Annotated in this window: 20 protein-coding genes; 16 read left to right on the plus strand and 4 right to left on the minus strand. The window is 59.4% G+C overall.

Annotated features, from left to right (window positions below):
* The first annotated feature begins 173 nt into the window (after positions 1-173).
* Complete coding sequence (locus PMI21_RS05420; RefSeq protein ID WP_238541238.1) at positions 174-1,853, plus strand: hypothetical protein; 1,680 nt, start codon at positions 174-176, stop codon at positions 1,851-1,853.
* Between the two features lie 156 nt (positions 1,854-2,009).
* Here the strand turns inward: PMI21_RS05420 and uraH are convergent, their stop codons facing one another.
* Positions 2,010-2,363, minus strand: a complete 354-nt coding sequence (uraH, locus tag PMI21_RS05415) for a hydroxyisourate hydrolase (protein ID WP_007940831.1) — start codon at positions 2,361-2,363, stop codon at positions 2,010-2,012.
* A gap of 435 nt (positions 2,364-2,798) precedes the next feature.
* Here uraH and puuE point away from each other — a divergent pair, with 435 nt between their 5' ends.
* The 7 genes from puuE (at position 2,799) to PMI21_RS05380 (ending at position 10,091) form a co-directional block, all read left to right on the plus strand.
* A complete protein-coding gene (gene puuE, locus PMI21_RS05410) occupies positions 2,799-3,725 on the plus strand; it encodes an allantoinase PuuE (RefSeq protein WP_007940832.1) in 927 nt (308 codons plus the stop codon).
* Positions 3,722-4,237 carry a 2-oxo-4-hydroxy-4-carboxy-5-ureidoimidazoline decarboxylase gene (gene uraD, locus PMI21_RS05405; RefSeq protein WP_007940833.1) on the plus strand — a complete coding sequence of 172 codons (516 nt, stop codon included), beginning with the start codon at positions 3,722-3,724 and terminating at the stop codon, positions 4,235-4,237. Before puuE ends, uraD begins: the two co-directional genes overlap by 4 nt.
* Before the next feature lie 88 nt (positions 4,238-4,325).
* The gene (gene alc, locus PMI21_RS05400; RefSeq protein WP_007940834.1) at positions 4,326-5,321 is read left to right on the plus strand and encodes an allantoicase; all 996 of its coding nucleotides are present in this window, start codon (positions 4,326-4,328) and stop codon (positions 5,319-5,321) included.
* Between the two features lie 144 nt (positions 5,322-5,465).
* On the plus strand, positions 5,466-5,969 hold the full coding sequence (locus tag PMI21_RS05395; protein ID WP_018925187.1) for an ureidoglycolate lyase: 504 nt from the start codon (positions 5,466-5,468) through the stop codon (positions 5,967-5,969).
* 51 nt (positions 5,970-6,020) lie between these two features.
* A complete protein-coding gene (locus tag PMI21_RS05390) occupies positions 6,021-7,322 on the plus strand; it encodes a urate hydroxylase PuuD (RefSeq protein WP_007940837.1) in 1,302 nt (433 codons plus the stop codon).
* 111 nt (positions 7,323-7,433) lie between these two features.
* Positions 7,434-8,792 (plus strand): nucleobase:cation symporter-2 family protein, encoded by a 1,359-nt coding sequence (locus PMI21_RS05385; protein ID WP_007940838.1) that lies wholly within the window; start codon positions 7,434-7,436, stop codon positions 8,790-8,792.
* Positions 8,793-9,305: 513 nt separating this feature from the next.
* A complete protein-coding gene (locus PMI21_RS05380; protein ID WP_007940840.1) occupies positions 9,306-10,091 on the plus strand; it encodes an outer membrane protein OmpK in 786 nt (261 codons plus the stop codon).
* Positions 10,092-10,178: 87 nt separating this feature from the next.
* On the opposite strand, the gene PMI21_RS05375 is transcribed toward PMI21_RS05380, so the two are convergent.
* Both PMI21_RS05375 and PMI21_RS05370 read right to left on the minus strand, forming a co-directional pair.
* Positions 10,179-11,333, minus strand: coding sequence for a patatin-like phospholipase family protein (locus PMI21_RS05375; protein WP_007940841.1), 1,155 nt, complete (start codon positions 11,331-11,333; stop codon positions 10,179-10,181).
* Between the two features lie 35 nt (positions 11,334-11,368).
* A complete protein-coding gene (locus PMI21_RS05370; protein ID WP_007940842.1) occupies positions 11,369-12,301 on the minus strand; it encodes a lipid A biosynthesis lauroyl acyltransferase in 933 nt (310 codons plus the stop codon).
* A 118-nt stretch (positions 12,302-12,419) separates the two neighbouring features.
* On the opposite strand from PMI21_RS05370, the gene minC reads away from it, so the two are divergent.
* From minC to PMI21_RS05340, 7 genes are all read left to right on the plus strand, one after another.
* Positions 12,420-13,157, plus strand: a complete 738-nt coding sequence (gene minC, locus PMI21_RS05365; protein WP_026331736.1) for a septum site-determining protein MinC — start codon at positions 12,420-12,422, stop codon at positions 13,155-13,157.
* A gap of 201 nt (positions 13,158-13,358) precedes the next feature.
* A complete protein-coding gene (gene minD, locus PMI21_RS05360) occupies positions 13,359-14,171 on the plus strand; it encodes a septum site-determining protein MinD (RefSeq protein WP_007940844.1) in 813 nt (270 codons plus the stop codon).
* Positions 14,171-14,425 carry a cell division topological specificity factor MinE gene (minE, locus tag PMI21_RS05355; RefSeq protein ID WP_007940845.1) on the plus strand — a complete coding sequence of 85 codons (255 nt, stop codon included), beginning with the start codon at positions 14,171-14,173 and terminating at the stop codon, positions 14,423-14,425. The genes minD and minE overlap by 1 nt, the downstream gene beginning before the upstream one ends.
* A 91-nt stretch (positions 14,426-14,516) precedes the next feature.
* The gene (locus PMI21_RS05350) at positions 14,517-15,152 is read left to right on the plus strand and encodes an RluA family pseudouridine synthase (protein ID WP_007940846.1); all 636 of its coding nucleotides are present in this window, start codon (positions 14,517-14,519) and stop codon (positions 15,150-15,152) included.
* 255 nt (positions 15,153-15,407) lie between these two features.
* The gene (locus PMI21_RS05345; RefSeq protein WP_007940847.1) at positions 15,408-16,697 is read left to right on the plus strand and encodes a M18 family aminopeptidase; all 1,290 of its coding nucleotides are present in this window, start codon (positions 15,408-15,410) and stop codon (positions 16,695-16,697) included.
* A gap of 145 nt (positions 16,698-16,842) precedes the next feature.
* The gene (locus tag PMI21_RS29755) at positions 16,843-17,019 is read left to right on the plus strand and encodes a hypothetical protein (RefSeq protein ID WP_007940848.1); all 177 of its coding nucleotides are present in this window, start codon (positions 16,843-16,845) and stop codon (positions 17,017-17,019) included.
* A gap of 77 nt (positions 17,020-17,096) precedes the next feature.
* Positions 17,097-19,250: a mechanosensitive ion channel family protein gene (locus tag PMI21_RS05340; RefSeq protein WP_007940849.1), complete on the plus strand. Its 2,154-nt coding sequence runs from the start codon at positions 17,097-17,099 to the stop codon at positions 19,248-19,250.
* 33 nt (positions 19,251-19,283) lie between these two features.
* Here the strand turns inward: PMI21_RS05340 and PMI21_RS05335 are convergent, their stop codons facing one another.
* Positions 19,284-19,997, minus strand: a complete 714-nt coding sequence (locus PMI21_RS05335) for a UTRA domain-containing protein (protein WP_007940851.1) — start codon at positions 19,995-19,997, stop codon at positions 19,284-19,286.
* A gap of 351 nt (positions 19,998-20,348) precedes the next feature.
* Between PMI21_RS05335 and PMI21_RS05330 the strand changes: the two genes are divergently transcribed.
* Positions 20,349-21,416 (plus strand): ABC transporter substrate-binding protein, encoded by a 1,068-nt coding sequence (locus PMI21_RS05330; RefSeq protein ID WP_007940852.1) that lies wholly within the window; start codon positions 20,349-20,351, stop codon positions 21,414-21,416.
* Positions 21,417-21,446 lie beyond the last annotated feature (30 nt).

The raw sequence follows: 21,446 nt of genomic DNA on the forward strand, positions 1-21,446 counted from the left end.
CAAACGCCCATCCGGCGACACCTCCAAGGCCTTCGTCAGGAGATAATCGGGTACGGGGCGATCACGCTGCAACAGTCGGCAGACCACTTGGAGACGGAGCGCCTGTTTCCGACACGGACGTATCAAGTACGTCACCACCTATCGCCCCTCGTCAGCCTGTAGTCGTAACCGACATGCCGGCTAACGCTACCAGCGCCGCCGATTTCGCTGCCAATATGATTTTCTGGCCTCGAAACCAGGTCGATCAATTATTCAAGATTGACGAAACCGGGCTTTTCATGAGTCACAGGCAACAGCTTTACGCTGATATTGGAGAAGGCATTTTTCTGATCAGAGCAAACGCGAAAGGCGATTATCAGGTCCCCTTCCCTTTTGCTCCTGACCAACCCGGGCCGATCCTCAGGAAAATTCCTGGCCAGCCACAGTGGAGAATAGTCCGGGAGGGCCTGGTGCCGACGGTAAGTGCGCCAACCAGGCTGGAAACGCTGGAGATCATTCCCCGGCATTTAGCCGACAAGCTGACAAAACCGGATGCCAACGGGATCCGCTACGACAAGCTCAAGAGAACCTATGTCGACCTTGCGGAAGAAGGCACCGTCATGGTCCGTAAAAATGCAGATGGGGACTATCAGACGTCCTCAGCGAGCGAATTGAGCCCTTCGGGCCCGGTTCTCGAAAGCATTGAAGGGATGACGCTTTGGCAACGTAAAGCACCCAGAACGAGAGACTCGGGCGATAGCGCTCAAATGAGCGGCCATCAGCCGTTACCCGAAGCCGAAGACTCCGGCCCCGGCCCAAGCAAACGTCCTCGACTGGATGACAATGTCGATGCGTCCGACGCGGTAGCAGGTACCCACCATAATCCTGCGACCTTGAACAGAAACCCCTATTTGTGGGCATCCTGGGGAAAAATAACCAAACCTGATTCGGTAGAATCCGTACAGATTGGTCAGCTGCATTACCACATTGTTCCAAAGGGGCCGCTGGCCGATCGACTGCCCATCGTTTTCCTTCAACACCCGGAATTTGCGCCCTCCCGCTTTGAGGTATTCGAACGCATGTTGCACGAAGCACCTTCGTTGCAGCCTGTAGCCACTAGCCACCGTGCCGGCACCAATACCCGGACAGTTGACGGCGCTGTTCGTCTCTTCGAGAAAACGCTCACACGCCATGTCGCAGATGCATACCAAGGTTTCACCGAGCCCACGGCGCGCGCCGTTGCCAAGCGATTATTCGAGCTTTCCAGTGGGTCGGAGGACATCAACGGCGGCGGGTTGGCCTCTATGACGCAAACCTTTCGCCACTGGGAGGGCAAATCGACCATCGGCGTGCCTGGACTCGGCGATCCGTTGGATATATTGCCCGTCGCTTCCGGCAGTGAGGGCCCCCGAAGGATAGTCCCTTTACACGCTCCGGATTCCCTGGTGCGCTTACAGCAGTTGAACTTCAAACCTGAGAGCGCTCCGGCCTGGCCGTTTTACACAGAGGGGCCGAATGAACCGGGCCGACTTCCGTTATTGCTCGCCTCGATACTGGGCCACAGCAATTACAAGGTCTACTTTCCTGTAAACGTGGACAACCTTAAGGCCCCCCCTCCCACGCTGGTCTTTAAGCGACCCAATCACAACAAGGTCTATTTCCTGAAACTGGGGCGTGTGGAGACTGACGCGATTGAGATCAAGCAGCCGCACGCGCCAGAGCTTGCAGACCCTCTGCTGAGAGCGCGAATTGGCGCCGAAGCCCATCAGTTGCTACTTGCTGCTGATGCGCGTGCTGATGTGGTATGGCTGATAGGCGGCGTCCAGCACCTGCCCGGTGGAAGTCCTACTGTGTTCATCATCAAGGAACGTTGATAGAGAAGCGTGTGCACCTCGCAGCCCGCTCGCGAGGTGCACCCCACGCATTTGCTCAAACAAGAAGCAAAAAAAAGCCCGCAGTGTGAGCGGGCAAAAGACCAAAGAAGCTATATGCGCAGCTTTTTTGAGAAGAATGGGCTTGGGGGGAAAGTCCTAGCTTCCTCTATAGGTCGAATAGCTATACGGCGAAATCAGCAATGGCACGTGGTAGTGATCCTGTTCCGCAGAGATGCCGAACCGCAGCACCACCACGTCGAGGAACGCAGGCTCAGGCAACTGAACGCCACGGGCGCGGTAGTAATCGCCCGCATGAAATTGCAGCTGATAGACCCCGGTACGGTAGTCATCGCCTTGCAGCAGCGGCGCATCGACCCGGCCGTCGCTGTTGGTGAGCGCCGTGGCGACCAGTTCCAGCTGCGAGCCTTCGACGCGGTACAGCTCGACCTTGATCGAACTGCCAGGGCAACCGTGTGCAGCGTCCAAAACGTGTGTAGTCAAACGTCCCATTGATTCTGCGCGCCTGCCTGCGTGGAGCAGTCAGACCTCGCGCCTCCCGAAGTCAGTTGAAAAGGAGACCGCACCGTTTCGGAGCACGAAAAGTTGCGGCGAGCGACTGATTAAGACATTTTTCAAAAAAATTGTACACAATAAAAACGACATTTTTACCGCCACCAACGTCATTCAGTGTTTGCAGGCGAATCTTTCGCCAAACCATAAGATCAGTGGACCTTCTATCCATTAGCTGACCAGTCAGGCAGGTTTCTTGCAGTAGCCTCCAATGAGAGCAGTCAGTGAAAAATGCAAAAAATCAGGCTTACAAAGTGAATATAAAGTTGTATACAATCACTCCATCGCTGTGACGCCAGCCTGCCCTCTCATCGCCAGGCCGCCACACACACCCTGACTTTGACCAAGTCGACACGAACAAGAAGGAAGACTGCAGTGAGCGCTGACTACCCACGCGACCTGATCGGTTACGGCAGTAACCCTCCTCACCCACACTGGCCGGGCAATGCCCGCATCGCCCTGTCCTTCGTGCTCAACTACGAGGAAGGTGGCGAGCGCAATATCCTTCACGGCGATAAAGAGTCCGAAGCATTCCTCTCGGAAATGGTCTCGGCGCAGCCGCTGCAGGGTGAGCGCAACATGAGCATGGAATCCCTATACGAGTATGGCAGCCGTGCCGGCGTCTGGCGGATTCTGAAACTGTTCAAGGAATTCGATATCCCGCTGACCATCTTCGCCGTGGCCATGGCCGCCCAGCGTCACCCGGACGTGATCCGCGCGATGGTCGAGGCCGGCCACGAGATCTGCAGCCACGGCTATCGCTGGATCGACTACCAGTACATGGACGAAGCGCAGGAACGCGAGCACATGCTCGAAGCAATCCGCATCCTCACCGAAATCACTGGCGAGCGCCCGCTGGGCTGGTACACCGGTCGCACCGGCCCGAACACCCGTCGGCTGGTGATGGAAGAAGGCGGTTTCCTCTACGACTGCGACACCTACGACGACGACCTGCCCTACTGGGAACCGAACAACCCGACCGGCAAGCCGCATTTAGTGATCCCGTACACCCTGGACACCAACGACATGCGCTTCACCCAGGTTCAGGGCTTCAACAAGGGCGACGACTTTTTCGAATACCTGAAAGACGCCTTCGACGTGCTGTATGCCGAAGGCGCCGAGGCACCGAAGATGTTGTCGATCGGCCTGCACTGCCGGCTGATCGGCCGTCCAGCGCGTCTGGCCTCGCTCAAACGCTTTATCGAATACGCTAAAAGTCATGAACAGGTGTGGTTCAGCCGCCGCGTCGACATCGCTCGCCACTGGCAGCAAACCCACCCGTATCAAGGGGCTGCCAAATGAGCCACTTCCAGACACTGAAGCCATCGACCCTGAGCCGCGACGCGTTTGTCGAAGCCTTTGCCGACATCTACGAACACTCGCCTTGGGTGGCTGAAAAAGCCTTCGACCTGGGTCAGGACGCTTCGTTCGACCAGATCGAAACCCTGCACCAGCGCATGAGCGACATTTTGTTGAGCGCCGATCACGCCAGCCAACTGGCCCTGATCAACGCGCACCCGGACCTGGCCGGCAAAGCTGCCGTCCAGGGCCAGCTTACCGCAGCCAGCACTGAAGAACAGTCTGGCGCGGGTATTCACCAATGCACGGCCGAAGAGTTTTCTCGCTTCACCGAGCTGAACGACGCCTACAAGGCCAAGTTCAAGTTTCCCTTCATCATGGCGGTAAAAGGCAGCAACCGGCATCAGATCCTCGCGGCGTTCGAAACGCGCATTCACAACTCGGTCGACACCGAATTCAAATGCGCGCTGGCGGAGATCAACAAGATCGCGTTGTTCCGATTACTGACCCTATAGCAAGCCTGGCCCGACGTTGACGAACGCAAAAAACGCTTCGGGCCCTGCAAGCATCCCAAGCCAACTTATTTAAAGGCAGACAAGAAGAATGAAAGCTTACGCCGTACCTTTCGAGAAGTTCGTCAACCTGGCCGACGCCCGTCTGGGCACCAAAATCATCTCGGTCACCGATGACTGGTTTGCAGACGCCAACCGTCTGTTCCAGCCGACCCCGGCCGTGTGGAAAGAGGGCGTGTTCGATGACAACGGCAAGTGGATGGACGGCTGGGAGTCGCGCCGCAAGCGCTTTGAAGGCTACGACAGCGCGGTGATCCGCCTGGGCGTACCGGGTTCGATCAAAGGCGTGGACATCGACACTTCATTCTTCACCGGCAACTACCCACCATCGGCCTCCCTGGAAGCCTGCTTCCTGGCCTCGGGCGAGCCAGACGAAAACACCCAGTGGACTGAAGTGCTGTCGGCCGTCGAACTGCAGGGCAACAGCCACCACTACCACGAAATCAATAACGACCAGGCGTTCAGCCACCTGCGCTTCAACATCTATCCGGATGGTGGCGTGGCCCGTCTGCGCGTGTACGGCATTCCGTTCCGCGACTGGTCGGCTGTTGGCGACAACGAACAAGTCGACCTGGCTGCAGCCCTGAACGGCGGTCGCGCCCTCGCCTGCTCCGACGAACACTTCGGCCGCATGAGCAACATCCTCAACCCGGGCCGCGGCATCAACATGGGCGATGGCTGGGAAACCGCACGTCGTCGTACCCCGGGCAATGACTGGGTGATCGTCGCGCTGGGCCATGCGGGTGAAGTCGAGAAAGTCATCGTCGACACCCTGCACTTCAAGGGCAACTACCCGGACAGCTGCTCGATCCAGGGCGCATTCGTGAAGGGCGGCACCGACAGCCAGATCGAAACCCAATCGCTGTTCTGGCGCGAACTACTGCCAAGCCAGAAGCTGGAAATGCACGCCGAACACACCTTCGCCGAGCAGATCAAGGCGCTGGGCCCGATCACCCACATCCGCCTGAACGTGTTCCCGGATGGTGGTGTGAGCCGCCTGCGCGTATTGGGCAAAGTAGCGAAGTAACACCGTAATGATCGTTCCCACGCTCCGCGTGGGAATGCAGCCCGTGACGCTCCGCGTCACAGATTGGACGCGGAGCGTCCGGTGAAGCGTTCCCACGCAGAGCGTGGGAACGATCAAACACAGAATTTGGATAAGAAGACCAGCATGCGCACATTGACGATTGAACCGCTGACCAAAGAAGCCTTCGCCCCTTTCGGTGACGTGATCGAAACCGACGGCAGCGATCACTTCATGATCAACAACGGTTCGACCATGCGCTTTCACAAACTGGCGACGGTGGAAACCGCCACGCCAGAGGACAAGGCGATCATCAGCATCTTCCGCGCCGACGCGCAGGACATGCCGCTGACCGTCCGCATGCTGGAGCGCCATCCGCTGGGCAGTCAGGCGTTCATTCCGCTGCTCGGCAACCCCTTTCTGATCGTGGTCGCGCCACTTGGCGATGCACCTGTATCAGGCTTGGTCCGCGCCTTCGTCACCAACGGCAGGCAGGGCATTAATTACCATCGCGGCGTCTGGCACCACCCGGTGCTGACGATCGAAAAGCGGGATGACTTCCTGGTGGTTGATCGCAGTGGCACAGGCAATAACTGCGATGAGCATTTTTTCCAAGAGGATGAGTGTTTGATCCTCGCCCCCCACCAATAAGAGAAGCGTCCGATCACTCGACAACAGAGTGACGGGCGAGAGGTAAAGACTGTGGAAGCACATCTGTTGGAATGGCTGAACCTGAGCGTGCGCTGGGTTCACATGATCACTGGCGTGGCCTGGATCGGCGCGTCGTTCTATTTCGTCTGGCTGGAAAACAACCTCAATCGGGTCAACCCGAAAAACGGGCTGGCGGGCGATTTGTGGGCGATCCATGGCGGCGGTATCTACCACCTGGAAAAATACAAACTGGCTCCACCGACCATGCCGGACAACCTGCACTGGTTCAAATGGGAAGCCTATTTCACCTGGCTGTCGGGGATCGCGCTGCTGTGCGTGGTGTTCTACTCCAACCCGACGCTTTACCTGCTGGCTCCGGGCAGCACCCTGAGCGGCCCAGAAGGCGTGGCCATCGGCCTCGGCTCGTTGTTCATCGGCTGGTTCATCTACTCCTTCCTCTGCGACTCGGCCCTGGGCAAGCGCCCTGCCCTGCTCGGTTTTATTCTGTTCGTACTGATCATCGGCGCCGCCTACGGCTTCAGCAAAGTGTTCAGCGGTCGTGGTGCGTACCTGCACGTCGGCGCGATCATCGGCACCATCATGGTCGGCAACGTGTTCCGCATCATCATGCCGGCCCAGCGCGCCCTGGTGGCGGCGATCGCCGAGAACCGCACACCCGATCCGGCGCTGCCGGCCAAAGGTTTGCTGCGTTCGCGACACAACAACTACTTCACCTTGCCGGTGCTGTTCATCATGATCAGCAACCACTTCCCGAGCACCTACGGCAGCCAGTACAACTGGCTGATCCTGGCCGGGATTGCGGTGCTGGCGGTGTTGGTGCGTCACTACTTCAACACCCGTCACGACAGCCACAAGTTCGCCTGGACCCTGCCGGTTGCGGCGGTCGGCATGATTTGCCTGGCGTACGTGACCGGTCCGGCGCCGATGTCCAGCGCGCCTGAAGTAGCCAAGGCACCAGGGACCATCGAGTACCAGCCGCTGCCGGAAACCGCCCTGGGTGGTGGTGCCAAACCTGAAGCGGCGAAACCGGATGCGCCTGCCGCCGCACCGGCCCAAGCCTCGAATCAGGGCCCGACGTTCGACAAGGTTCACAGCGTCATTCAGGAACGTTGCGCGGTCTGTCACTCGGCCAAACCCACCAGCCCGCTGTTCAGTGCCGCACCGGCCGGCGTGATGTTCGACACGCCAGAACAGATCCACCAAAACGCCGCTCGCATCCAGGCTCAAGCCGTCACCAGCCAGATCATGCCACTGGGCAACATCACCCAGATGACCCAGCAGGAACGTGATCTGATCGGCGCGTGGATTGTTCAGGGAGCCCAAACCAAATAAGCAATACAAAAGCCTGTGACAAACGGGCTTTTGTGGCGAGGGAGCTTGCTCCCTCGCCACAGGTCACCCTGATACAAAAATCACAAGAATAAAAAAGATCCGAGGTGTTGCATGTCCGAGCTATCCGAAGCGCGCATCCCCGACGCACCCGCCATTCAACGTTTACCCCTTGTGCAACTGATCCTGGTTGGTCTGCAACACGTTCTGCTGATGTACGGCGGCGCCATTGCAGTGCCGCTGATCATCGGGCAGGCCGCGGGCCTGAGCCGTGAAGAAATCGCCTTCCTGATCAACGCCGACCTGCTGGTGGCCGGCATCGCCACCATCGTCCAGTCGCTGGGCATCGGCCCGATGGGCATTCGCATGCCGGTGATGATGGGCGCCAGTTTCGCCGCGGTCGGCAGCATGGTGGCCATGGCCGGGATGCCCGGCATCGGCCTGCAAGGGATTTTCGGTGCGACCATCGCCGCCGGTTTCTTCGGCATGCTCATCGCCCCCTTCATGTCCAAAGTCGTGCGCTTCTTCCCGCCGCTGGTGACCGGCACCGTCATCACCTCGATCGGTTTGTCGCTGTTCCCCGTGGCCGTGAACTGGGCCGGTGGCGGTGCTGGCGCGGCTCAATTCGGTTCGCCTGTTTATCTGGCCGTTGCCGCACTGGTGCTGGCCACCATTCTGTTGGTCCATCGCTTCATGCGCGGATTCTGGGTCAACATCTCGGTGCTGATCGGCATGTGCCTGGGTTACGCAATTTGCGGCGTGATCGGCATGGTCGACCTCAGCGGCATGGACCAGGCGCCGTGGCTGCAGATCGTCACCCCGTTGCATTTCGGCATGCCGAAATTCGAACTCGCACCGATTCTGTCCATGTGCCTGGTGGTGGTGATCATCTTCGTCGAGTCCACCGGGATGTTCCTGGCGCTGGGCAAAATCACCGGCCAGGACGTCACGCCACGGATGCTGCGTCGCGGCTTGCTGTGCGATGCCGGCGCTTCGTTTTTCGCCGGTTTCTTCAACACTTTCACCCACTCCTCATTCGCCCAGAACATCGGCCTGGTGCAGATGACTGGCGTACGCTGCCGGTCGGTGACTATCGTCGCCGGCGGTTTGCTGATCGTGCTGAGCCTGCTGCCGAAAGCCGCGTTCCTGGTGGCGTCGATTCCTCCGGCGGTACTGGGCGGCGCGGCGATTGCGATGTTCGGTATGGTTGCCGCCACCGGGATCAAGATTCTTCAGGAAGCCGACATCGGTGACCGGCGCAACCAGTTGCTGGTGGCGGTGAGCATCGGCATGGGGCTGATCCCGGTGGTGCGTCCGGAGTTTTTCGCGCACCTGCCGATGTGGATGAGCCCGATCACCCACAGCGGCATCGCCATGGCCACGCTTAGCGCCCTGGCGTTGAACCTGTTGTTCAACATTCTCGGCGGTCACGAACGCGCAGCCGTCAACGACTGCCACGCCCACCCGCACTGACCCAGTAAAAGCACAAAACCTTGTGGGAGCAAGCCAGCTCCCACAAGGGCGGCTGCCTGCGCCTCAAACAATAAAAACAAGAGGGAGCAACAGATGATTCGTACCCCGACAAACCTGTCGTTCAGCGACGCTGGGCTGACCGCCCATAACTGTGCCCCATACCTGTCGCCGGTGCTCTGTTGCGGGGCACTTGAGACCTGGCCAAGGAGTCAGTATTCTCCGCGGCCGCCCGAATCCGATCTAAAAAAAAGCCCGGATTTAATTCCTGACCAGAAAGCCAACTTATCCCGGCTCTGGGCAGTACCAAGGCACTCAAAAATGACGCTCGATCGACTGTTTTCGAACAGCCGAACGGGCGTTTTTTGGCTTTTTGAAAGCCTTGGCTCAGCTCTTGCTAACAGCACCAAAGCTGACCGCATGGATGATTTTTTACAGCAGCAAGAAAAGGCGCCACACCAGAGCGCTGACCTTAGAAAAATAACGTGGAACCACCTACTTTTTGGGAGCAACCGAATGAAACGTACGTGCACCAGCCTGATGCTCGCGGGATCCTTGCTGGCCGGGGGCCAGGCCATGGCCGGCGACTTGCTGCAATGGCAGAACAACAGCCTGACCTACCTCTATGGCAAGGACTTCCAGGTCAACCCGCGCATTCAGCAAACCGTCACTTTCGAGCACGCCGATGCCTGGAAATACGGCGACAACTTCGTGTTCGTCGACAAGATTTTCTACAACGGCAAGGACGACCCCGGCGTCGGTTCGAACACCTACTACGGCGAAATCAGCCCACGCTTGTCGTTTGGCAAGATCTTCGACCAGAAACTGGAGTTCGGCCCGGTCAAGGACGTACTGCTGGCGATGACGTACGAGTTTGGTGAAGGCGATACCGAGTCCTACCTGATCGGTCCGGGCTTCGACCTGGCGATTCCCGGGTTCGACTACTTCCAGCTGAACTTCTACCAGCGTCACACCGAAGGCAGCCGCCCTGGTGACAACGTCTGGCAGATCACCCCGGTCTGGTCCTACACCATTCCCGTGGGCGATTCGAACATCCTGATCGATGGTTTCATGGACTGGGTGGTCGACAACGACCAGAACAGCAAAGGCACCTACCACGCCAACCTGCACTTCAACCCACAAATCAAATATGACTTGGGTAAAGCGTTGAACATTGGCGAGAAGCAGTTGTATGTGGGTGTCGAGTACGACTATTGGTCGGACAAGTACGGGATCAAGGACAGCCAGTACTTCAAGACCGATCAGAGCAACACGAGCTTCCTGGTGAAGTTCCACTTCTGATTTAAAGTCAAAAGATCGCAGGCTTCGCCAGCGCCTACGGACGTGCGCATCCGGGGTAGGAGCTGCCGCAGGCTGCGATCTTTTACTTTATGGCAACCCCAGAAACCGACACAATTCATCGCGCTTGGCCAACGCATCGCGCCGTCCCAGGTCAATCAATTCGCTGCAATACCCCGCCTCGAACAGCAGATAACTCAGCACCCCCGCCCCACTGGTCTTGGTCGCCCCCGGCCCGCGTAAAAACAGGCGTAAGGCCGCCGGCAATTCCTGGCGATGCCGCGCCGCAATTTCATCGATCGGCTGACTCGGCGAAATCACCAACACCTCCACCGGCGCCGCCCCCAATGCACGACTCGACGCGCCGTCGGGCAGCAGATGGCTGAACTGGTTCAGACGCTGCAACAACTCGATGTCACTTTCCAGGCTGTCAATGAACGTACTGTTGAGCATGTGCCCGCCGATTTGCGCCAGGGTCGGCTGCTGACCGGTGTAGGCACGTTGTAGCGGTTGTTGCGGATCGAACCCGCGCGGGTTGCCACTGACGCCCACCACCAGCACGCGACTGGCGCCCAGGTGCAACGCCGGGCTGATCGGCGCTGACTGACGCACCGCGCCATCGCCAAAATATTCTTCGCCGATTTTTACCGGCGCGAACAACAATGGAATTGCGGAACTGGCCAGCAGATGGTCGACGCTCAGCTGGGTCGGTACGCCGATCCGCCGATGGCGCAACCAGGATTCGATGGTGCCGCCGCCCTGATAAAACGTGACCGCCTGACCGGACTCATAGCCGAACGCCGTAACCGCTACGGCCTGCAATTGCTTTTGCGCAATCGCTTCGGCAATCCCGGGCATGTGCAGTTTGTGATTGAGCAAACGGCGTAGCGGCGAACTGTTGAGCAGGGCCACCGGCACCGGCGAGCCAATGCCCATCAGGTTGTGACTGATAAAACGGGTGGCCTGATGGATCACCCCCGGCCAGTCGCTACGCAACACCAGATGGCTGCGAAAACCTTGCCAGAAGGCCGTCAGACGCTCAATCGCGCCACGAAAATCCATCGCCCCACTGGCCAGGCTGACCGCATTGATCGCACCGGCCGAGGTGCCGACGATCACCGGAAACGGGTTCGCCGCCCCCATCGGCAGCAGCTCGGCAATCGCCGCCAGCACGCCTACTTGATAGGCCGCGCGAGCCCCACCTCCGGAAAGAATCAACCCTGTAACCGGTTCAGCAGGACTCATCGCAACACTCCATGGTGCTTAAAGGGATCGGTGACTCAACCGCGTTTGGCGTACAGCTTCGGCTCACCCGGTGGGCGGCTCTTGAAGCGGCGATGCGCCCAAAGGTATTGCTCCGGACATTCGCGCAACGCACCTTCCACCCATTGGTTGATCCGAATGCAATCGGCCTCTTCCGTCTCGCCGGGAAAGCCTTCGAGTGGGGCATGAATCACCAGTCGGTAACCGCTGCCGTCAGCCAGGCGCTCCTGGGTGAACGGCACCACCAGCGCCTTGCCCAGCCTTGCGAATTTGCTGGTGGCGGTGACAGTCGCCGCCTGAATCCCGAACAGCGGCACGAAGATACTTTGCTTGGCGCCGTAGTCCTGATCCGGTGCGTACCAGATCGCTCTCCCTGCCCGTAGCAGTTTGAGCATGCCGCGCACGTCGTCGCGCTCTACCGCCAGCGAGTCGAGGTTGTGTCGCTCGCGGCCACGGCGCTGGATGAAGTCGAACAGCGGATTCTTGTGTTCGCGGTACATGCCATCGATGGTGTGCTGTTGACCGAGCAACGCCGCGCCGATCTCCAGCGTGGTGAAATGCACGGCCATCAGAATCACGCCCTTGCCGTCCGCCTGGGCCTGTTTCAAATGCTCCAGGCCTTCGACATGGGCCAGTTTCGCCAGACGCTTGCGCGACCACCACCAGCTCATGGCCATCTCGAAGAAGGCGATGCCGGTGGACGCGAAGTTTTGCTTGAGCAGGCGTTTGCGCTCGGCAGCGGATTTTTCAGGGAAACACAGCTCAAGATTGCGCTTGGCAATGCGCCGTCGGTCGCCGGCCACCCGGTACATCAATGCACCCAGGGCGCGACCGATCGCCAGTAACGCCGGATACGGCAACTGCACAATCAGCCACAACAGCCCCAGGCCACACCACAGCGGCCAGAAACGCGGAGAAAGAAATGCTGTTCGAAATCGCGGGCGTTCCATTAAAGGTTCCGGAAAGTTAATGGCCGCGCATTCTACATCGTTCGACCCGGCTTGCGGCCTGCGGGCGTTCTCGTTATAAGTCTCGGCACTTTTAGTGACAAGCCGTTGTATGCCGACCATGAGCCAAACCGAACCGCTAGACCAAGATCCCGTGTTCCAGTTGAAGGGCAGCATGCTTGCCATTACGGTGCTGGAACTGGCCCGTAACGACCTCGAGAACCTTGATCGGCAACTGGCCGCCAAGGTCGCCCAGGCGCCCAACTTCTTTAGTAATGCGCCGCTGGTACTGGCCCTGGACAAACTCCCGGCCAGCGAAGGCTCGGTCGACCTGCCGGGATTGATGCGCATCTGCCGCCAGCATGGCCTGCGCACCCTGGCGATCCGTGCCAGCCGCATCGAAGACATCGCAGCGGCCATTGCGGTCGATCTGCCAGTGCTGCCGCCGTCTGGCGCGCGGGAACGCCCGCTCGACCCGCTCGAAGGCGTCGTAGCGAAAAAACCGGAAAAACCGCCGGAGCCGACCATCAAACCAACGAAAATCATCACGTCGCCCGTACGTGGTGGCCAGCAGATTTATGCCCAGGGCAGCGATCTGGTGGTGATTTCGTCGGTCAGCCCGGGGGCGGAACTTCTCGCCGACGGGAACATCCATGTATACGGCGCGATGCGCGGTCGTGTGTTGGCCGGCGTCAAAGGCGACACGAAAGCCAGGATTTTCTGTCAGCAAATGACCGCTGAACTGGTCTCCATCGCCGGTCACTACAAGGTTTCCGAGGACCTGCGTCGCGATCCATTGTGGGGCGCAGGCGTACAAGTCAGCCTGTCGGGTGACGTGTTGAACATCATTCGGCTTTAACGGATACTGCCGCATTTTCCAAGCATCTCTAAAACGTAGCGAAAACGGCTCAAACGAAGTAGGAAAAAGGCTAAAAGCAGTGTTTACCGGGGGTAAATACCGCTCAGAACCGGATTCCAGCCAAGGCTGTCCGACTGCAGTAGTTTTTCAAGAGATGTTTTTCAGGGGCTAAACGTCCTTTTTCCTTAGGGGTAAAACACCTTGGCCAAGATTCTCGTGGTTACATCCGGCAAGGGTGGTGTGGGTAAGACCACCACCAGCGCCGCTATCGGTACCGGCCTCGCTCTGCGTGGTCACAAAACAGTTATCGTCGATTTCGACGTCGGTTTGCGTAACCTCGACCTGATCATGGGTTGCGAGCGCCGCGTGGTGTATGACTTCGTCAACGTGGTGAACGGCGAAGCCAACCTGCAACAGGCCCTGATCAAAGACAAGCGCCTGGAAAACCTCTACGTGCTGGCCGCCAGTCAGACCCGCGATAAAGACGCGCTGACCCAGGAAGGCGTAGAAAAAGTCCTGATGCAGTTGAAAGAAGACTTCGAATTCGTGGTCTGCGACTCGCCGGCCGGTATCGAGAAAGGTGCCCACCTGGCCATGTACTTCGCTGATGAGGCGATTGTCGTGACCAACCCGGAAGTCTCCTCCGTACGTGACTCGGACCGCATGCTGGGCCTGTTGGCCAGCAAGTCCCGTCGCGCCGAAAACGGCGAAGACCCGATCAAGGAACACCTGTTGCTGACCCGCTACAACCCTACTCGCGTCGTCAACGGCGAAATGCTCGGCGTCGAAGACGTCAAGGAAATCCTCGCGGTGACCCTGCTGGGCGTGATTCCAGAATCGCAAGCCGTCCTCAAGGCCTCCAACCAGGGCGTGCCGGTGATTCTCGACGACCAGAGCGACGCCGGCCAGGCGTACAGCGATGCGGTCGATCGTCTGTTGGGCAAGACCGTGGACCATCGTTTCCTCGATGTCGAGAAGAAGGGATTCTTCGAGCGACTTTTTGGAGGTAGGTAATGAACCTTTTTGACTTCTTTCGTGCCAACAAAAAGCCCAGTACCGCCTCGGTAGCGAAAGAGCGTCTACAGATCATCGTGGCGCATGAACGCGGCCAACGCAGTACGCCGGACTACTTGCCAGCCTTGCAGAAGGAACTGGTGGAAGTGATCCGCAAGTACGTCAATATCGGGTCCGATGACGTGCATGTCGCTCTGGAAAACCAGGGCAGCTGCTCGATTCTGGAACTCAATATCACCCTGCCAGATCGCTGAGTCGATCCGGCGGGAGCCACGGCGGCTCAGGTCCCTTCCATGACTGGAGGGGACCTGAGTCGCCGTTGGCGTTTGTTACGAGGCTGTTTTAATGCCGTTGTCCAACATCCGCATCATCCATCAGGACGCCGCCGTACTGGTGGTGGACAAACCGACCCTGTTGCTCTCCGTCCCCGGCCGGGCCGATGACAACAAGGACTGCCTGATTACGCGCCTGCAAGAAAACGGCTACCCGGAAGCGCGAATTGTCCATCGGCTGGACTGGGAAACCTCCGGCATCATTCTGCTGGCCCGTGACCCCGACACTCATCGCGAACTGTCTCGGCAATTTCACGACCGCGAAACCGAAAAGGCCTACACCGCCCTGTGCTGGGGACAACCGGAACTGGACAGTGGCAGCATCGACTTGCCTCTGCGCTACGATCCGCCGACCAAGCCACGTCATGTGGTGGACCACGAATTCGGCAAGCACGCCCTGACCTTCTGGCGTGTACTGGAGCGTTGTGGCGACTGGTGCCGCGTCGAGCTGACCCCCATCACCGGCCGCTCTCACCAGTTGCGCGTGCACATGCTTTCCATCGGCCACCCGCTGCTGGGTGACGGGCTCTATGCCCATCCGCAAGCGCTGGCCGCCTGGCCACGCCTGTGCCTGCACGCGAGCATGCTGAGCTTCACTCATCCGCAAAGCGGCGAACGCCTGCGATTCGAGTGCCCGGCACCGTTCTAACGGTGGCGAACAGGCTTCTGTGTCTAGGGGGCTGTTGTGGCGAGGGAGCTTGCTCCCGTTGGAGTGCGAAGCGCTCCCAAGCCCAGCGACCGTATTCTGTCGGGCACACCGCACGAGCAGGATTTGCGGCTGCTACGCAGCCGAGCGGGAGCAAGCTCCCTCGCCACAGTAACCGCGTTCGACAGCAGCCCTTCACCCGCCGCACTTTGCGCTTTCAATACGTTAAACTGGCGCCACTGCTGTCTGGAGCTTCTTATGCGCGAAGAGTTGAACCAAGGCCTGATCGACTTCCTCAAGGCCTCCCCTACCCCGTTCCATGCCACCGCCAGCCTTGTCCAGCGTCTGGAAGCGGCCGGTTTTGTGCGCCTCGACGAGCGCGAGCCGTGGACCACCGAAGCCAATGGCCGTTACTACGTCACCCGTAACGACTCTTCGATCGTCGCGTTCAAAATGGGCCGTCATTCGCCCCTGCACCGCGGCATTCGCCTGGTCGGCGCGCACACCGACAGCCCGTGCCTGCGGGTCAAACCCCAGCCGGAACTGCAACGCCAGGGCTTCTGGCAACTGGGCGTCGAAGTCTATGGCGGTGCGCTGCTGGCGCCGTGGTTCGACCGCGATCTGTCTTTGGCCGGCCGCGTGACCTTCCGCCGTGATGGCAAGGTCGAGAGCCAGTTGATCGACTTCAAGGCACCCATCGCGATCATTCCGAACCTGGCCATTCACCTCAACCGTGAAGCCAACATGGGCTGGGCGATCAATGCCCAGACCGAGCTGCCGCCGATTCTCGCGCAATTCGCCGGTGACGAGCGTGTGGACTTCCGCGCCGTGCTCACCGATCAGTTGGCCCGCGAACATGGCCTGAACGCCGACGTGGTGCTCGATTACGAGCTGAGTTTCTACGACACCCAAAGCGCCGCGGTCATCGGCCTGCATGGCGATTTCATCGCTGGCGCTCGCCTGGACAACCTGTTGTCGTGCTACGCCGGCCTGCAGGCGTTGCTGACAACCGAGACCGACGAAACCTGCGTGCTGGTCTGCAACGATCACGAAGAAGTCGGTTCCTGCTCGGCCTGTGGCGCCGACGGTCCGATGCTTGAGCAAACCCTGCGTCGTCTATTGCCCGAAGGGGATGAATTCGTACGGACCATTCAGAAATCCCTGCTGGTCTCGGCCGACAACGCCCACGGCGTGCACCCGAACTACGCCGACAAGCACGATGCCAACCACGGCCCGAAACTCAACGCCGGCCCGGTAATCAAGGTCAACAGCAACCAGCGCTACGCCACCAACAGCGAAACCGCCGGGTTCTTCCGTCATTTGTGCATGGCCGAAGAAGTGCCGGTGCAGAGCTTCGTGGTGCGCAGCGACATGGGCTGCGGCTCGACCATCGGCCCGATCACCGCCAGTCACCTGGGCGTGCGCACCGTGGACATCGGCCTGCCGACATTCGCCATGCACTCCATCCGCGAGCTGTGCGGCAGCCATGACCTGGCACACCTGGTCAAAGTGCTGAGCGCGTTTTACGCCTGCCTGGAATTGCCATAACCCTTGTGATTAAAAGGCAACTTTTGTGGCGAGGGAGCAAGCTCCCTCGCCACAATGATCTTGCGATCCATTCCTGCCACACATCACCAACGCCCGTCCGAAAGCCGCCTAGACTTGCAGTAACCCCTCCGACAAGGCTGTCACCATGATCTCGATGTCTTCGTTTCACGCCATGCTGGTCCCGATTCTTTCCGGGATGATCATGTTGGCCATCGGCTTCAACTTTCGCGACAAGAACGCCGGCGTGTTCGCGATGTGGGTCGGCATGCTGATGATCCTCGCCACCGTGATCTACAAGATCCTCGCCAAACTCAACGAATAAATCCTTACGCCCGGCTCGCATTGATTTTGAGGGGCTCGTACACTCGGCCGATTCGCTCATCCGAGGTTGACTGCCTAGTGTTCGCTCGTCTTTTTGCCCTGCCGTGTTTGTTCCTTGTCTGCCTGATGACGCTGCTGCCGATGGCGCCTGCCCAGGCGGTCGGCTTGCCGGGGCTGCTCAACGGCTCGGCGAAAACCCAGCTGCAAGCCCAAGCGCCACTGGGGCAGTCGCTGGACGAAGTCATCAAGTCGCTGGAAAACGATCAGCAGCGAACCAAACTCCTGGCGGACCTGAAGAAGCTACGCGACGTCACCCAAAAAGCCCAACCGACCACCGAAGAAGGCGTGCTGGGCCTGATCGGCGGCACCCTGGCCAGTTTCGAAAAGCAATTTTCCGGCGCCGACAGCCCCCTCACACGCTGGTCTGAAGAAGTCGACCTGGCCAAGGATGAACTGGTGGCACTCATGCTGCCGGCCAATGAATGGCTGCCGATCATCTTTGCCTTCGCCATGATCCTGATGGTCTGGAGCTTGCTGGCCGCCGCCCTGATCTGGCTCGGCCACCGGGTGCGCATGCGCTTCGGCCTCACCGAAGAACTGCCGCAACACCCCAAGGCGCTGGACATGCTGCGCTTTGCCTTGCGCAAACTCGGGCCGTGGATGATCGCCTTGGTCATGACGGTTTACATGACCTACGCGCTGCCTTCGTCACTGGGCAAAAGCCTGGCCATGGTGCTGGCCTATGCGCTGGTGGTCGGCACCTGCTTCTCGGCGATCTGCGTGATCGCGTTTTCTCTGCTCGATGGCCCGCATCGCCATCGCGCCTTGTACATCCTGCGGCATCAGGCCTTTCGCCCGTTGTGGCTGATCGGCAGTTTCGCCGCCTTCGGTGAAGCCCTGAACGACCCGCGCCTGATCGCCAGCCTCGGCAGCCATCTGGCCCACACGGCGGCGACGTTCGCCAACGTGCTTGCGGCGATTTTCACAGGTTTTTTCATTCTGCGTTTCCGGCGGCCCATCGCACACCTGATCCGCAACCAACCGCTGTCCCGGCGCCTGACCCGCCGAGCCTTGAGCGACACCATCGAAATCCTCGGGACCTTCTGGTATCTGCCGGCGCTGGTGCTGGTGGGCATCTCACTGTTCGCCACCTTCATCTCCGCCGGCGACACCAGCACCGCCTTGCGTCAGTCGCTGATCTGCACCGTGCTGCTGGTGTTGTGCATGGTCATCAACGGGCTGGTGCGCCGTCATTCACTCAAGCCACAACGCGGCCCCAAGCGCCATGCGCTGTATTCGGATCGCCTGAAAAACTTCTTCTACACCCTCGCCCATCTGCTGGTGTGGCTGGCGTTCATCGAACTCGGCCTGCGGGTCTGGGGCATGTCGCTGATCCGCTTCACCGAAGGCGAAGGCCATGAAGTCAGCGTCAAACTGTTCAGCCTCGGCGGCACGCTGATTTTTGCCTGGCTGATCTGGATCCTCAGCGACACCGTCGTGCATCACGCCCTCACCCGCTCACGCAAAGGCCTGGCCAACGCCCGGGCGCAGACGATGATGCCGCTGATCCGCAACGTGCTGTTCGTGGCGATTTTCATCATTGCGCTGATCGTCGCCCTGGCGAACATGGGCATGAACGTCACGCCACTGCTGGCCGGTGCCGGTGTCATCGGCCTGGCCATCGGTTTCGGCGCGCAATCGCTGGTGGCCGACTTGATCACCGGGCTGTTCATCATCATCGAAGACTCCCTGGCCATCGACGACTACGTGGACGTCGGTGGCCACCTGGGCACGGTCGAAGGCCTGACCATCCGCACCGTGCGCCTGCGGGACATCGACGGCATCGTCCACACCATCCCGTTCAGCGAAATCAAAAGCATCAAGAACTACTCCCGGGAGTTCGGCTACGCGATCTTCCGGGTGGCGGTGCCCTCGAACATGGACATCGACGAAGCGATCAAACTGATGCGCGACGTCGGCCAGAAAATGCGCACCGACCCGCTGCAACGGCGAAACATCTGGTCGCCGCTGGAGATTCAGGGGGTCGAAAGTTTCGAGTCCGGCAATGCGATTCTGCGCGCGCGCTTCAAGACCGCGCCAATCAAGCAATGGGAAGTGTCCCGGGCGTTCAACCTGTCGCTCAAGCGGCATCTGGATGAGGCCGGGCTGGATCTGGCGACACCGCGCATGAGCATTCAGGTAATCACCCCCGGTGGCGAACAATCTGCGTAGGCGGGAAATATCGTGTGCAGGCGCAGCGTGGATTCAGACCACATCCACCCCGACATGAATCGCATCATGGCGCCAAAACTCCAGGTCACAATCGATCAGCCGCTGATGCTGATCGTAGTTGACCCGGGCAATCCGCAACCCCGGGCTGCCCACCGACACCCGTAAAGCTGCCGCCGCGTCCACCGACAGCGCGGTCGGCACGATCTCGAAGCGCACCCGCCCGTAGTGCAAGTCGTAATGCCGCGCATACAGTTCGGTCATCGACTGATTCAGATCGAAATCCAGAATCCCCGGAAAATACTGCGGGTTCAGGTAGTGCTCCACATACAGCACCAATCGCCCGTCAATCCGTCGCGAGCGGCAGATCTGGATCACGCTCGACAGCGCCGGCAACTGCAACCAGGCACACACTGCTGCCGATGCCGGTTGCAAACGCGCGGAAATCACCTCGGTGGACGGCACTCGCCCCTGGGCGCTGACCATCGCGTGAAAGTGGCTGCGCTGCATCAGGTTATAAGCCAGTCGCGGTGGCGACACGAACCAGCCGCGTCGCTCTTCGCGATAAATCTGGCCCTGGGCCTCCAACTGCAACAAAGCCTCACGCACGGTAATCCGCGTGGTACCGAACAACTCACTGAGCTTGCGCTCGGCCGGTAACTTGCTCCCGGGCGCCAACAGGCCGTGGTCGAGCTGTTCTTGCAGAACCTGCCCGATCGCTGTCACCGCTTTGGTTGTCTCGATGCGCATCAACGTTACCTATCTGGACTAGACCAGCACTGATTCAGGGCAGAACCGCGATTGAAACCGGGCTCCATCAATTGCCTGCAAGCCTAGGCACTGCAGATGACTGACAGATGACAAAGCCGCCGAACGGTTGCTTCAGACACCTGCAATTTTATGGCCAAGTCCCTTTCATATCAGCCCTTTAGCCATGGTCTACGCTTATCTCGCACCCCGCGTATCGGAGCGCAGAAAATTCAGGCCGACCGGTCGTCGACATCAAAATGTCATCCAGGACGCCTAAATTGGCTCAGGTATTGCTGACCTAGACCAACACAACCGCAATCGCAGCGTTGAAAACGCCCAAAGGAGCTTCGGATGAAACAGTTTTTCCTGGCATCACTGTTAGGCTCGACCATTGCCCTGTGCACTGCCGCCATGGCGGCGGATACCGATCTGAAAACACTCGAAGCCGCTGCGAAAGCGGAAGGCGCAGTCAACAGCGTCGGCATGCCCGATGACTGGGCCAACTGGAAAGGCACCTGGGAAGACCTGGCCAAGAAATACGGCCTGAAACACATCGACACCGACATGAGCTCGGCCCAGGAAATCGCCAAGTTCGCCGCCGAAAAAGACAACGCCACGGCCGACATCGGCGACGTCGGTGCCGCCTTCGGCCCGATCTCGGTCAAGCAAGGCGTGGTGCAACCTTATAAACCCACCACCTGGGCACAGGTTCCGGATTGGGCCAAGGACAAGGACGGTAACTGGGCGCTGGCCTACACCGGCACCATCGCATTCATCGTTAACAAAAAACTGCTGCACGGTTCCGAAGCACCGACCAAATGGGCCGACCTCAAGACCGGCAAGTACAAAGTCTCTATCGGTGACGTGAGCACCGCAGCCCAGGCTGCCAACGGTGTACTGGCCGCAGCCCTCGCCAACGGTGGTGACGAGAAAAACATTCAGCCAGCCCTGGCGCTGTTCGCCGACATCGCCAAGCAAGGCCGCCTGTCGATGGCCAACCCGACGATCGCCACCATGGAAAAGGGTGAAATCGAAGTCGGCGTGGTCTGGGACTTCAACGGCCTGAGCTACAAGGCCAAGATGGCGAATCCGGATGACTACACCGTGCTGATTCCTTCCGATGGCTCGGTAATTTCCGGCTACACCACCATCATCAACAAATACGCCAAGCACCCGAACGCCGCCAAGCTGGCCCGCGAATACATCTTCAGCGACGCTGGCCAGATCAACCTGGCAAAAGGCAACGCCCGTCCGATTCGCGCCGAGCATTTGACGCTGCCGGAAGAGGTCAAGGCCAAGCTGCTGCCTAACGAGCAGTACAAAAAAGTCACGCCGATCAAAGACGCGGATGCGTGGGAAAAAACCTCCAAGGCGCTGCCGCAGAAGTGGCAGGAAGAAGTCATCATCAATATGCCGTAATAAAACAGCCGTAGGAGCTGCCGCAGGCTG

Source organism: Pseudomonas sp. GM18, from assembly GCF_000282195.1.
Lineage (GTDB): Bacteria > Pseudomonadota > Gammaproteobacteria > Pseudomonadales > Pseudomonadaceae > Aquipseudomonas.